Here is a 14359-nt window from a genome sequence, read left to right as displayed (position 1 = left end):
TCTGAAATCCATCACCCTCCCGTGCTGAGGATCAGGCTGCCCAAGCCCCTGTCCCCCCTCAGCACGGACGGCCCCCTCATGATGAGGCGTGTGGGGGAATGAAGCTGATAGTGGGGCCTTCGGTCCATACTAGCGCCATGACGAGCTCATGATCGGGGTAGATCTGCTTCAGCACCGCGCCATAGGCTTCCATCTGCCGTCGATAGGCGGCGGGTATCGCCTGACCGGGCCGAGGCGGGTTCTGCCCCGTCTTGTAATCGCACAGCATGATCTGACTGTCGCTCACGCAGAGGCGATCCACTTGCCCCAGCACCACCTGACCGAAAGCCACGCCGGTAACCGGCTGCTCCGAAAGACTGCCCGGGCCGAAAAGCGGCGCAAGCGCCTTGTCGGTGAGTATGGCCAGCACCTGCCCGACAAGACGCGTCACATCGTCAGGCAACAGATCATGCGACGGATGAGAGAGCCAGGCATGGGCCAGATCCCGCCATTCCGCTTCCGGCCTGTCAGGCAACCACTGCAGCAGGCGATGAACCAGTGTGCCGCGATCGATCGCACGGGCCCGCCTGTTTTCACGCCCGGCCACCAGCCTGAGGGGCGAAAGGGCGGGCGGCGCGGCGCCATACTGCGCATTATCGGGGCGGCTCGGAGCCAGGGGGCGGGTCAGAGGTGATTCCTGGGGGGCAGCCAAAGCATGCCATTCCGGTGCCTGACCGAAAATGGCCGGCATGGCGTCCGGCACGACCGGTGAGACCGCTTTGGCCTGACGGGCCTGTTCGGCAGGGGCCGCCTCAATGATCAGGGTCTCCCCCTCCCAACCGCCCTCAAACGGTGCGGGAACGGCAGCGAGCGACTGGAACCCGGCCTCACATAATGCATACCATGACGTTTCCGCAGGCTTCTTCCTTGGCTCCCAACCGCACACCACCAGCCAGTCACTGGCGCGTGTCAGCGCCACATAAAGCAGTCGATTACGTTCGGCCTGGGCTGCGGCCTTCTCCTCAGCCTTGAGCCTGTCACCCAGATCAGATGCCAGCTCCTTGCCGGGCATCCAGACTGGCAGATCAAGGCCGTTCTGATGTGTCCAGAGCAGCTTTTTCTCACCCTGCACATCACCAGTCATATCGGGCAGCACCACCAGACGGGCCTGCAACCCCTTGGAGCCATGCACCGTCATGATGCGTACGGCATCGATCTCGGCCTCCGCTTCACGCTTGACGGTCAGGCTGCTTGACGCCAGCCAGTGCAGAAAGCCCTGCATGGACGGGGCGTGCAGCGCCTCAAAGCGCAAGGCGGCGGAAAGCAGATCATCAAGCGGTTCGGCGGCTTCAGGACCGAGACGGGCGAGAGCCCTTGCCCGCCCCTCATGACGGCCCAGCGCGTCGGCGAGAATCTGATAGGGCGTGGCGAAATCGATTCGGGTCTGTAGCGCGGACAGACGCTCCCAGGCGCTCTGCCATTCCGGACGTTCACGATGGCGCTCCCGCAGGGCTGTCCAGAGCGGTATCTCCCCTCGCTCCATCGCCAGATCCATCAGCGAATGGTCACTGACGCCCCCGAATGGGGAGGTCAGTACGGCAGCCAGGGTGAGATTGTCCTGAGGCAGAAGCAGGGCATGACAGAGCGCCATCATATCCTGCACGGCCAGTGAGTCCGTCAGCCCGACCCCGACCAATGTGGCAACCTCCACCCCCTGCCCCTTCAGGGCACGGATCAGGGCACGCAGGAAGGATGAGCGACGTGGCACCAGAACCAGCACCTCCCCGGCCCGCAGCGGCGTCTGACCGGGCTGGGGCGGTTTGCCAATCTGGGCGGCAATCCACTGGGCAAGATGATCAGCCAGCTTCTGCGGTGCGCGGCTTTGCCCCGCATTGCCTGTCGGCGCGGCCCAGGGGTCGTCGATGCCGTCTTTCTCATCCTTCGGCACCAGAGGCCACAGCTCGACGCGTCCCCCCTGACCGGGGCGGGCAGAGCGATGGGGCGGCAGGGTATCGCGCCCCGGCTCGCGCAGTCCGTCTGCGGCGAGTGGGTTGGTAAAGACGGCATCGACCAGATCGAGAACCGGGGCAACCGAGCGAAACGAGACCCCGATTTCGGGCGTTCGCCATTCCTGCTCGGCACCGATGACCATGTCACGAAAGCGGTCGCGCGCACGGAACAATCCCTGAGGATCGGCCCCCTGGAAGGCATAGATGGACTGCTTGAAGTCACCCACGGCAAAAACCGTTCGGGGCCGCCCTTCCATGTCGCGGGCGCTTTCACCCACGAAGAATTCCTCGATCAGGGCTGTGGCAATTTCCCATTGCGCGGCAGACGTATCCTGCACTTCGTCCAGCAGCAGGTGGTCAAGTCCGCCATCGAGCTTGTAGAGCACCCATGATGCGCCCGGGTCGCGCAGCAGATCGCGCGTGCTGGCAATCAGATCGTCATAATCGACCAGCCCACGGAGTGTCTTGTCCTGTGCGTAGCGTTCGAGCGTGGGGGCCGCCAGCGCAAAGAGGGCCAGATTGAGCGCGATCAGACGCTGGACAGCAATGCGGCGCCCCAGCGCAATCTGTCGCTCGGCCTCGCAGGTAAACGCCTCCATGATATGGGGGCGATCCCGGTTGATGGCGGCGGGCACGAAGCCCTTAGCGGCACGGGGGGTACCGGTACCGGTGACGAAAACCGCATACCAGTCCTCTGCATCCCGTTCCTGCGGTGTGCGGGACAGAGCATCCAGCATCCGGCCCAGCATAGCCTGCATGGTCGGTGTACCGAGGGGGAGAGCCTCCTGGGCGCAACGCCGCAGCGTCGCCTCATCAGGTGAGGCCGTGCGCTGGGCCAGAAGGTCGTCAAGACTTTCCTCACCGGCATCGAAAGCGCGCCGATAGGCCCGCTCGATGCGCCCCGGCTCGATCTGCCATCGGGCAAAACTCTGACGCAGCCGCGCCGCACGCCCCTGAAGCGCCCTGATGCGATCGAGATAGTCTTCAAGCCCGACCTGCCCGGCCAGCAGGGAAAGCCTTTCTTCCATAACGGGGTCACGGGCGGCGCGTGAGAGCGTCTGCTCGATGGCATTGGCCAGAGCGAGACCGGAATCCGTCTCTTCCATCAGGGTGAAATGCGGGTTGATTGCAGCTTCCAGCGGGAAACGACGCAGCAATGACTGACAGAAAGCGTGGATCGTGCCGATCTTCATGCCGCCGGGCAGATCAAGTACCCGCACGAAAAGCGCGCGTGCCGCCTGACGCGTCTCAGGGGAGACGGGTACGCTCAGCGCATGCAATTCACCATCCAGCGCCGCATCGGGTAGCGACACCCAGCGCCCGAGGCGGGACTGCAGGCGATTGGCCATTTCGGCGGCTGCCGCCCGCGTGAAGGTCAGACACTGGATGCGGGCAGGGTCGCAGCCGGGCAGGAGCACGGGGGAGCCTGTTTGCGGGTCGGTCACCAGAACAGGCAGCATGAGCCGCAACAGGCGGTCGATCAGAAGCTTCGTCTTGCCACTGCCCGCCGAGGCCGAGACAAAAACCGAGGCCAGCGGATCGGACGCCAGACGCTGGATGTCATTGGCCGATGCAATGATCTGGGCATTACCTGGTGGAGTATTGTGCGCCGGAGCGTTACTTGCCGGGATCTGACTCATTCCCCGCCCTCCTCACGTGCTGCACTCCATTCCGACACACGCGCCAGATGGGCGTAATCGCTGTAGCGCGGCACATAATCCGGGTGCGGGTGTGAGCGATACGCTGTTGTCGGGTTATCGAAAGCCTCGATACGTCGGCGCAACCTGTCGAGGGATGTCTCGACCAGATCGGCCAGATCCTCCGGTTTGCGCGGTACCGAAAGTTCCTCACCGCGGTTCCGGTCGCCGGTCAGCCGCCAGTAAAGCAGAGAGGCTGTCTCGGCGGGCGGCAGGCCGACAAAACCACCAAGGCGCAGCATGGCGGCTTCCAGCACAAGTTGCGAGCTCCAACCGGCTTCCACATCACTTACCTTTGGCAGGCTGCCTGTCTTGTAATCGATGATGGTCGCGCGCCCGCCCGATCCGATCTCGATCCGGTCCGCGCGTGCATTGAGTTTGAAGGGTGCATAGGGCGGCGTCAGGGTCAGGGTGCCTTTCTGCTCCGTACTGATCCGGGCCGGTTTCTCTCGCCCGGCCTCGCGCTCGCAAACCCAATCGGCAATACGCATCAGGCGCGGGCGCCACCAGGCTGCAAGAGCTGGCCGAAGGTCTCGCCCCTCCATCGCCTTGAGCAACGCTGCATGAAGCGCCCTGCCCCCGTTTTGCCCTGCGGCCAGCCAGGCATCGATGCCGTCATGCACCACCACACCGATATCCGAGCGGTCCGCTGCCTCTTCCAGAGCGGGCAGGGCTCTCAGGCCCAGCACATGACGGGCATAGATGGCATAGGGATCACGCAGCCACAGATCGATTTCCGTTACCGAAAGCCGCCTCGGCCTGCGGGCCACAGGCGGGCGCGGTTCAGGCGGCGGCACCGGACGGGCTGCCCCTTGCGGCTGGTCCAGATGGGCCTGCCAGAAAAGGGCCGGATGGCTGGGCAGGTTCTGCCCGCGTCCTTCAAGCAGGGCATCGAGCCGCACAAGCCAACGTGCCGGAACGGCAGGTGCCCCATCGCGTCGCGATGCGCTCGACAGGACAATTTCCTCACCCGACAGGAACGCTGTGGTGAAGTCATGCGCCGCCGTGCCCACCAGTCGTTCTGGCGAAGGCAGGCCTGCGCGCGTGCGCATCGGGCGGCTGAGCCACGGGCCGGGATCGGTGGCAGGCGGCCATATCCCCTCATTGAGCCCACCCAGAATGACAAGATTGGCAAACTGCAACCGGGCCTCAAGCACACCCAGTATCGAGACCCGGGGGTGAAGAGCTTCGCCATCGCGCCCCTGCAACACGCGCTGGCCAAACACCATCTGCCCCGCCATCGAGGCGAGCAGGAAGGCAGGCATGCCCGCCAGACCCTGCGGCGGCAGAACGGCACCATGAGTCATCAGGCTGGCGACATGGCGCGACAGGGCGTGGCCCTCTGCCCCGAGCCAGAGCCGCTCTTCACCCGGCTGATCCTGTGTCGTGGCCAGCGCCTCTGCCGCACGAACGAGCAAGGTGAGCAGATCCGGCAAGGGAAGATCCCCACATTCCAGAAGAGGCGACATCGCTTCCGAAAGCCGTTCCAGAAAATCCGATAGTGGCTCGGCCTGATCGGGGCTGTCTGCCGTCTCTGCTGCGCTCTGATCCTGCTTTTGCAGCGCAAGGCGCAGTCCGGCCATGCCGGGTGGTGGCGCAGGACCGCGCAACACCAGTCGCTCGAGGCGACGCGCCGTGGCACGACAATTGCCCGGTGTGCTGCCCAGCGCGACAAGCGGATGCTTGAGCAGCGCCAGCAGGGCAACGGGGGCCAGATTGGCGACAGCCGCTTCAGCCACAAGCCGCAGCAGGACGGAAGCGGGCGTGAGTGCCAGCGCCTCACCTGCGCTGTCATCCGCCACGATGCCGTAACGGAGCAGTTCCGTTGCCACGCGACGCGCCAGAGCGCGGTCAGGCGTTACCAGTGAAGCCGTCCGGCCGGGAGTCTCGACCGCATGACGCAGGATCATGGCGAGACTGGCGGCCTCCTGCTGCTGGTCATCGGCATCGACACGCGTGATGCCGGCCAGTGGCAGGGGGGTCGTGCTTTCTCCCCAGGCCGAAAGGCCTTCCATCGGGCGCATGAACAGGCTGGTCAGGGCCGCACGTGCCTGAAGGGCCTGTGAGGCGGCCTTGTCCGCATTGGGCGGAAGGTCGTCCCAGAGCGCGATGGTTTCACGGGAAACACCCAGATCGCTGACCAGACGTCGGAATCCGGATTGCGGATGGCTCTCCGGCAATGTGTCCCACAGCGTTTCCGGCAGATCGAGATCCACACCGGGCAGAATGACACAGCCCTGGGGCGCATCGAGCACTGCACGCAGGATGGCACAGACGGCAAACATGCCATCGGTGAATCCGACAGCCCAGAGCGGCCCCTGAGGCGGGGCATCGCGCCAGCGCGCCGCCTGCGCCTGCAGGACCGCCACCTGCCGCGCGACAGGGTTCATCAACCCGGTTTCCTGCAGCCATTGCGGCCAGGCCTCGGTGACGATGTGCAGAAACTGCAGCGTTTTATGCCAGTGATCGGCAAAGCGTGGCTCGGCGGCATCGGGCAGACGCTCGCGCAGATCGACACCAACGCGCTCGGCATCATCCATCAGCTCTGCAAGGGCAGAAGCCAGCGGCCAGGCCTGCTCCAAGGTCAGGTCAGCGCTGAATACGCCTTTGGCCTGAAGCACCAGTGCCGCCAGAACCGACAGGCGGCGCAGCTTGTCCACCGCAGGCGGGAAGGAAAACGCCTCGGCTCCCGAAAGCGCCAGATCCTCCTCGTTCACATCACCAACCGGCACGATGCGGGGTAGTAGTGCTGCCTTACCATCCAAAGAGCGCAAAAACGCCTCGGTGAGATTACGGGCAGCGCGTCGGCTCGGCACGAGAATCAGCGCGTTATCGGCCTCCTGCCGCGCCGGTCCGGCCAGCCAGCGACGCGCCACATCGTCGAGAAAGGAACGGTCGGGTGGAATCGTCGCCAGTGTCACAACCGGTCGTCCCATCCCGTGACCTGCGCCAGCCTTTCTGTTTCTCCCGCCCCCGGCAAAAGGGTCAGATGCAGGGCACGAGGCGGAAACTCATTACTTGATCGCCCCAACTCTACCAGACGGACAGCAAGGACTTCGGTTCCGGGCTGACTGGGGAGGACAAAACCATAACTGGACATATGCGCGGTCTAAGCTCCTGCCGAGAGAATGACATGATACGCCCCGACGAGCGAGCGTCCACCCATTGCCGAATGCAGACGCTGTCTGTTGTAATGCGAGAGAGGTGGCCCCCAATTTTTGGACAGTGGCGTAAGCTATAGACCCGCCTGAGAAGAGACGGGTTTATGAGCAAGGTTAAACGGAAACGATATTCAGGTGAGTTCTGCATCGAGGCGTTGCAGGAGGCCCCGGTTCGCGAACGTGCTGGAGAAGCGCCAGATCCGCATCAGCATAGATCGCACCACAGGCAGCGTTCGGCTTTGGCTGAACGCACGCCCGATGAGGCGTGTCATAATGCGCCGACACCGTTGGGTCCGGGATTAACCCTGGACCCAATGGCCAACAGCAACACCGCCAACCTGGCGGCATGACAAAAACCGGCTATAACTTATCAGGCCCGTAAAGCTGTCCTAAGGGATGGGACCACCTCTTATATCTATATGGAGAAATCCCCGTGAAATGACTTAATATCTGCATAAATGGTCTAAACCTGAATGATATGTTGTGTTGCCCACTCGGAACACAGATAGCTCTCATGTATCCGTCAGCACGATAAATTGGAACCTCATGCTGGTCGATGTAGGCATGCCAACCCGCAGTCGCGGGATCCGTAAGTACAACCCAGCCAGATCTAGCGGTTACATATGCACTCAGATATACGTCCGTATTGCGATACTTCGTTATTTTCAAGTCTGTGATCTTCGTCGAAGAACACTCGTTGATGATGTCTTTATTCGCTTCGATGACGATTGTTTCAGCTGGATCTGAGATGGATGCTGTCGCGTGCGCGGCCTGGTCTACAGTGGTGGGCAAGACTGCACTTGGACTGAAAAGACGCGGAACTCGATTTGGGTTCTCCCAATAATCTTTTCCGTCCGAAGTGTATGCTGGTGTCAAATGAGAGTTCCGCGCGCGTTTATCAGCCAAACTTCCAATCTCGGTAACCACGTATTTTACACTGAGCATCGCGAACAATGGCGAATCGAAGTCAGAGTTCCATTTCGAAAAAGGCTGCGGCGCGTACGGGTCGAGCGTGGTACCAAACACTTCGTTGTAACGAGCATTCACTAACGGATTGTATCCATTAATCGAATAGAAATGAGACACCGCAGGCATATTTGGCGTGTATGGTCCAGCTTGATCGAAAGCAACTCGCCAGTCTGGCTGTCCCAGCTGCTTAAGATTGTTACGAAGCCAATTAGCTGAATGGTCTAAATCGCCAGATAAGTATTTAGCATCACTAGGAGCGCCATTTGTAAAGTTCGGAGTGAGCGTATACCTTCCAAGATCCCATACGCTAAAAATTATCAATAAGCATATCGTAAGAACTCGATATCCAGCGTTGGAGTAAAGGGGCTTGAATTTGCCCAATACGTATTCTGAACCATTCGCCCCCAGTATTGCGACACTTATGGTTACGATGAACATTGCATCGACAGGTCTACGGAAGAGAGAAAATCCGGGTAAATTTCCATACAGAATTTCATATAAAGGTGTATTGAGGCCCAAGCTATAAACCACCGCAAATACACATACAATCAAACTAAATATGCATATGCCGTTTCTGCCGTTTGAAGAGTATCTCGATATTTTAACAAAAATGAATTTGTGAATAGCGGAAAAAACACCAACGATAACAAATAATGTTCCTATAATACCATAGTAAGATACCGATTCCGCTCTATTCAATACCCCATTGTAAGTTTCGGAAAACGTATTCATTGCGTTTGGGTCAATGAATGTAAGTATTAGTCGCAATGGAGCCGAACTGGCTGCACTCGCCATCACGGGAAGCTTTGTTCTAGTAGTATCCTCGAGAAACGTGAACAAGCTTGCGATCTGAACTCCGCATATCATGACAGCAATCAATGCGGCAAACCCGAGAGACATAAAAAGCTTGCTTAGCTCTCCCTTGAATAGGATACGGCGTATAGCTAACGTGACACAAAAAAAGGTGGCGATGTAAACTGCCAAGAACGTGGTCTGTACCAAGTGTAGCCCCATCCAGCCGGTGGCAACACCCAATCCCAAACTTCGAAGCAACGTAGGACGCCTTACAACCGCACAGAAGGCTAGCGCAAACCACGGCAAAGTTGCCGTGGAAACTATGAGAGCTGAGTGCTCAAGCCGGGCAGGGAGGCATCCCCCCCCCAAAGCTATTACTGCTCCAAATAGAGATGAGCCGACGGAAAAACGCTCGAAGCGCAACAAAAAATACACACCAAGAGCGCATATTAATACATGAAATAATATTACTATATCAAAATAATGTGGGGTTGGATTCGATATCATAGCCATTGGCAACATAACCAATGGCGAGAAGATCAGCGCTTGTGGATCCGATATGATCGGGAAACCTACGAAGTTATAGGGATTCCACCAGGGCGCCTGTCCATTACGATATGATTGAGATATAAAATAAGTAAAGGGATAGAACTCATCTAGAGAGTCATAGGGTATAATAACTCGACCAACTATCCATTCTAAGTACATGTATATCCATAATATGGATATTAACAGAACAGAAAATATATTTTTCATATTGATGTACCTACATATTACTATCAAACTCGTGTATTGACTTCAATACATATATTGGCCTCTGCTTTACCTCTATATAAATTCTTCCGATATACTCACCGAGAAGTCCAATACTAATGAGCTGGATAGAACCGAAGAATGTGATAGACACAAATATGGATGCATACCCGGGTACTGGACTACCAAATAGTACCGTCGTTGATATAATATATACCGCATAAATTAAACACAGAACCGCCCCCACAGCTCCAAGATAGGTCCATAGTCGCAAAGGTACAGTAGAAAAACTCGTAAAACCTTCGAGCGCAAAGTTCCAGAGCGAAAAGCCGGAAAACTTAGTCTTACCCGCTGCACGTTCTGCGCGAGCATAGTCGATAGTAATCGTCTTGAAGCCAATCCAGGAGAAGAGCCCCTTCATGAATCTTTGTCGTTCCGGCAACTGTTTCAGTGCATTAACGACTATTCGGTCCATCAACCGGAAATCGCCAACATTTTCTGGTAGTTTCGTCTTCGAAAGTTTATTATGTGCTTGGTAGAACCAGGCTGCTGTCTTTCTCTTTAAAAAACCGTCGCTGGAACGATCTACGCGTCGAGCGAGGACGACTTCAGAACCTTCCCTCCAAGCTTTCACCATCCGGATAATCAACTCAGGTGGATCTTGTAAATCTGCATCAATCGGGATTACGGCATCGCCCTTTGCCAGATCGATTCCGGCTGTCAAAGCTGCCTCTTTCCCAAAATTGCGTGAAAATTCGATCACCTTAATACGGCTATCGCGGGATGCTGCAGCTATAAGCTTAGGCAGTGTCTCATCCTGACTTCCGTCATCAATACAAATAATCTCCCATGCTGTACGTTCGACAGAGTCGAGCACGGGAGTGATCATATCAAAGAATACTGATACCATACTCGACTCGTTGTAAAAAGGGACAACGAGAGACAATAATTGAACCACGTTATTCCTCGAGTGTTTCGGTTTAGGTGAGTCATTATCACGGATTAATGCACAGTGCAAAAGATTGCCTTTAGATGCAAGGGGGTTAGCTTTCCATTCAGCTGAGCACTATCACCACGTGCAGAGCGTAGCTCTAGGCTCAGGACTCATATCCAAAACCTGACGGTAGCGACGAGAATCATGGCCTGTGAGACGTCGATACGACGCTCATAGTCACGCACGAGACGTCACCATTGTCACAGCCGGTCATCCCATCCCGTGACCTGCGCCATCCTCTCCGTTTCCCCCGTCCCCGGCAGCAGCGTCAGATGCAGGGCATGCGAAGGAAGCTCCTCACCCGCGCGCTCGGGCCACTCCACCAGCATGATTCCTTGCTGAACCTCGTCCCATCCCAGTTCGAACAGGGCGTCAGGTCCGTCCAGCCGCCAGAGGTCGAAATGCGCCACGGTGGCCTTGGGCAACTCATAGATCTGCACCAGAGAGAATGTCGGGCTCGGTACTTCGAGCGAAGGATCACTCGCCAGCGCACGCAGGAACGCCCGGGCAAAGACACTCTTGCCCATACCCATCTCTCCACGCAGCGCAATCACATCCCCCGGTCTCGACAACTCTGCCAGACGGACAGCAAAGGCTTCGGTGGCGGGCTGATTGGGCAGAGACAGGACATTCATGGAGATCAGTCTAGAACCGCATAGGTGTGATGGGTAGGGGAAAGCATATCAGGCCGCGACGGCCGGCTTACCCGCTCACGGAGATCAGTGTTGTTTGTCGTGGCGAGGACCGAAGCACCGTGAATAACCAAACGGTCTCGTTTCACGTGTCATCGTCAAGCATTGTGGAGTACTACGGTCAGCTCCAGAAAAATCTCTCCTCAAGGCGCAGGCCTTTCCTTGACAGGGCCTCTTTCGCGCCGAACTCGAGGAAAAGGCCTTACAGCCCCCTATCGTCGGTAAGCAGGCAGATCAACCTTGTGCAGGATCGCATGACCACGCAGGGCAAAGCCCAGAACGACCGCGACCGCGCCAGCCAGGATAGGCTGCACACCCATCCCGGTCAGGCCAACATAAAGTCCGGCAGCCAGCGCGGCGGCGGTGACGTATAATTCCGGACGGATCACGATCGAGGGGAGGCCGGCCAGAACATCGCGTATGATGCCGCCCATACAGGCTGTCACCACGCCCATGATGGCGGCAGGTAGCCAGGGGATACCGTAGGCAATGGCCTTGGCTGCGCCGTAAACGGCATAGGATGCCAGCCCCAGCCCATCGAACCAGTCGATCGCCCGTTCGTGCCAGTAGCGATGCGGCGTGAACCAGACCAGCAAGGCGATGCCCAGACACACAGCCAGAGGCGCTGTCGCATGCATCCAGAACACCGGAGCGCCAATCAGCAGGTCACGCAACGTCCCGCCACCAACCCCTGTCATGGCCGCAAAAAAGGCAAAGGTCACGATGTTCTGCCGTGCCTTGGCTGCCACGAGCGCACCGGAGATCGCAAAGACCGCCGTTCCTGCCATATCGAGATCCGACAGGGTGGAGGCTGATAACGCATGGATGGAAGCAAGTGTCGCTGGGCTCACGCGGCAAGGGCCTCAATATCATCGGCCAGCTGCGTCACGCGGGCCGGATCGGCATCCCATGCAAACATGAAACGCGCCCCCCCACCGATGAAGGTGTAAAAACGCCAGCCCCGCTCGCGCAGCCCCTCCAGCACGGCCTCCGGCGCCTTGAGGAACACTGCATTGGCCTGCACGGGAAACATGAGCGACAAGCCCGGAAGCGCCTCGATACGCGAGGCCAGGGCACGGGCGCAGCTATTGCCATGTGCGCCGTTGCGCAGCCAGGCCCCGCTTTCAAGCAGACCGATCCAGGGCGCGGAAATGAAGCGCATTTTCGAGGCCAATTGCCCGGCCTGCTTGCAGCGATAGTCAAAGCCTTCGGCAAGGGCTGAGTCGAAAAACAGAATCGCCTCGCCTACCCCCATGCCGTTCTTGGTGCCCCCGAAACACAATACATCCACACCCGCCTGCCATGTCATTTCGGCAGGGGTGCAGCCCAGTGCCGCACAGGCATTGGCAAAGCGTGCGCCATCCATATGCAGACGCAGCCCGAGCTCGCGACAGGTTTCTGAAATGGCGCTTATCTCGGCCAGGGAATAGACCTCGCCCGTCTCGGTTGGCTGGGTGATCGTCACCACCTTGGGCTTGGGGTAATGGATATCGCTGCGACAGGTTGCCAGCGCCCGGATATCCTCGGGGAAAAGCTTGGCATGATCGGTCCGCGCCACCAGCAGCTTGGAGCCATTGGAGAAGAACTCGGGGGCTCCACACTCATCGGTTTCGACATGGGCGAAAGACGAGCAGATCACACTGTTATAGGACTGGCAGAGCGCCGCCAGCGCGAGTGAATTGGCTGCCGTGCCGTTGAAGGCAAAGAACACCTCGCAGCGCGTCTCGAACAGCGCACGAAAGCTGTCAGCGGCGCGGCTGGTCCATTCATCATCGCCATAGGCCGGAACGGAGCCTTTATTGGCCTGATGCATGATGTCCCATACTTCGGGGCAGATACCGGCATAATTGTCACTGGCAAATTGCTGGGCCACAGGCTGGAAATCCTTGCGCTTCTGAAAAAGCAGTATGGGCTTGCGGCAAGGAGGGTGTGGCGTGTCCCGAGATTGCCGGAGCGGCCACATCTCTCCGGTTGCCCGGAGATACCACCTTGCCCGGGAGCAGGTTGGCGCCGGTGAAACGATACCGGCTCTTGATGCTGGGTCTCTCGTATCAAAGCCCCAGCGCCACGGCAAGGGTAAGCCTCTCCGGACGTCTATCAGCCGACAACCGCCTGAAAACAGAGTGACACGACCCAACAGGCACAGAAGCCATGTGAGGGGGGTGCATCGCAGGAAAGAATGTGGTTTCTTTCAGCCTCGTTGCGAAGCATGACCGGGCCAGCAGGCCGGACAGATATGGATGACAGCTGACATGGGCCAGACCCCTCTCGACATCGATGTGGCCATTATCGGTGCAGGGCCGACCGCGCTTTTTGCCGCGTTCGAGTGCAGCATGCTCAAACTTTCCTGCGTGCTGATTGACGCGTTGAGCGAGATTGGTGGCCAATGCGCGGCGCTGTATCCTGAAAAGCCGATCTATGACATTCCGGCGCACCCCTCGATTGAAGGCGGTGCCCTGATTGCCGCGCTCGATGCCCAGATCGCCCCCTTCGATGTACCCCGCCTTCTGGGCCAGCGCGTGGAAAAGCTGTCGGGCCAGCGCGGCGCCTTCACGCTCGAGACAGACAGGAACAATGTGGTGACGGCGCGCGCCGTGATCATCGCGGCAGGAGCGGGTGCGTTCGGCCCGAATCGCCCGCCGCTCGATGGTCTCGATGCCTATGAGGCGAGTGGCGCTGTTCAGTATTACGTGCGCAAGCGCGCCGATTTTGCAGGCAAGCGCATTGTGGTGGCAGGCGGTGGCGATTCCGCCCTCGACTGGGCGCTGTCGCTTTCCGACATTGCGGAAAAGATCTACCTGCTTCATCGCCGCGACCGCTTCCGTGGTGCGCCCGAAACCCTCTCCCAGATCGAAGCCCGTGTGGCTGAAGGGCGTATCGAAAAAGTCGTGCCCTATCAGCTTCACGCATTGCAGGGCGAGAATGGCGCCCTTACCGCGGTCGATGTGATCGATCTCGAGGGCCAGACCCGTCGTATCGAAGCCGATACGCTGCTGCCTTTCTATGGTCTCTCGACCGATCTCGGCCCGATTGCCACCTGGAATATCGATACCGTGCGCAGCACGATTCCCGTCACGCCCTCCAGCATGGAAACCAGCCTGCCCGGCGTTTTTGCCATTGGTGACATCGCCACCTATCCCGGCAAGCTGAAGCTGATCCTGCAGGGGTTCAGCGAGGGAGCCATGGCAGCCCATGCCATTCACCCTATCGTCCACCCCGATCAGGCCCTTCACTTTGAATATTCCACAAGTAAGGGTGTGCCGTCAGGGTCTTGAGCCGTGACAGGGCCCCGGTTTAGTATGATCCCGAA

At 58.8% G+C, this 14359-nt stretch carries 8 protein-coding genes and 1 riboswitch; of the genes, 1 reads left to right on the top strand and 7 read right to left on the bottom strand.

Features of this window, described 5'->3' with window-relative positions:
- Positions 1-76 precede the first annotated feature (76 nt).
- The 7 genes from addA to Asbog_RS00985 all read right to left on the bottom strand — a co-directional run bounded on the left by addA (position 77) and on the right by Asbog_RS00985 (position 12922).
- Positions 77-3628, bottom strand: coding sequence for a double-strand break repair helicase AddA (gene addA / locus Asbog_RS01010; RefSeq protein WP_062163763.1), 3552 nt, complete (start codon positions 3626-3628; stop codon positions 77-79).
- A complete protein-coding gene (addB, locus tag Asbog_RS01005; RefSeq protein ID WP_062163762.1) occupies positions 3625-6621 on the bottom strand; it encodes a double-strand break repair protein AddB in 2997 nt (998 codons plus the stop codon). The genes addA and addB overlap by 4 nt, the downstream gene beginning before the upstream one ends.
- A gap of 585 nt (positions 6622-7206) precedes the next feature.
- Positions 7207-9366: a YfhO family protein gene (locus tag Asbog_RS14325; protein WP_146926416.1), complete on the bottom strand. Its 2160-nt coding sequence runs from the start codon at positions 9364-9366 to the stop codon at positions 7207-7209.
- 10 nt (positions 9367-9376) lie between these two features.
- Positions 9377-10321, bottom strand: a complete 945-nt coding sequence (locus Asbog_RS01000) for a glycosyltransferase family 2 protein (protein WP_146926415.1) — start codon at positions 10319-10321, stop codon at positions 9377-9379.
- A 236-nt stretch (positions 10322-10557) separates the two neighbouring features.
- Entirely contained in the window at positions 10558-10992 is a 435-nt protein-coding gene (gene tsaE, locus Asbog_RS00995; protein WP_062163761.1) for a tRNA (adenosine(37)-N6)-threonylcarbamoyltransferase complex ATPase subunit type 1 TsaE, read from the bottom strand.
- Between the two features lie 269 nt (positions 10993-11261).
- Positions 11262-11900 (bottom strand): trimeric intracellular cation channel family protein, encoded by a 639-nt coding sequence (locus Asbog_RS00990; RefSeq protein WP_231944617.1) that lies wholly within the window; start codon positions 11898-11900, stop codon positions 11262-11264.
- Entirely contained in the window at positions 11897-12922 is a 1026-nt protein-coding gene (locus Asbog_RS00985) for a threonine aldolase family protein (RefSeq protein ID WP_062165617.1), read from the bottom strand. The genes Asbog_RS00990 and Asbog_RS00985 overlap by 4 nt, the downstream gene beginning before the upstream one ends.
- A 58-nt stretch (positions 12923-12980) precedes the next feature.
- A riboswitch (SAM-I-IV-variant riboswitch) is annotated at positions 12981-13092 on the bottom strand.
- A 209-nt stretch (positions 13093-13301) separates the two neighbouring features.
- Between Asbog_RS00985 and Asbog_RS00980 the strand changes: the two genes are divergently transcribed.
- Positions 13302-14324 (top strand): NAD(P)/FAD-dependent oxidoreductase, encoded by a 1023-nt coding sequence (locus tag Asbog_RS00980; protein WP_062165616.1) that lies wholly within the window; start codon positions 13302-13304, stop codon positions 14322-14324.
- Positions 14325-14359: the final 35 nt, after the last annotated feature.

The organism is Asaia bogorensis NBRC 16594 (assembly GCF_001547995.1).
Lineage (GTDB): Bacteria > Pseudomonadota > Alphaproteobacteria > Acetobacterales > Acetobacteraceae > Asaia > Asaia bogorensis.
This window is presented reverse-complemented; position numbering and strand designations above follow the sequence as displayed.

Coding starts and splice junctions, on each gene's coding strand:
- addA (WP_062163763.1), bottom strand. CDS start 3,628: ATGAGTCAGATCCCGGCAAGTAACGCTCCGGCGCACAATACTCCACCA.
- addB (WP_062163762.1), bottom strand. CDS start 6,621: ATGGGACGACCGGTTGTGACACTGGCGACGATTCCACCCGACCGTTCC.
- Asbog_RS00980 (WP_062165616.1), top strand. CDS start 13,302: ATGGGCCAGACCCCTCTCGACATCGATGTGGCCATTATCGGTGCAGGG.
- Asbog_RS14325 (WP_146926416.1), bottom strand. CDS start 9,366: ATGAAAAATATATTTTCTGTTCTGTTAATATCCATATTATGGATATAC.
- tsaE (WP_062163761.1), bottom strand. CDS start 10,992: ATGAATGTCCTGTCTCTGCCCAATCAGCCCGCCACCGAAGCCTTTGCT.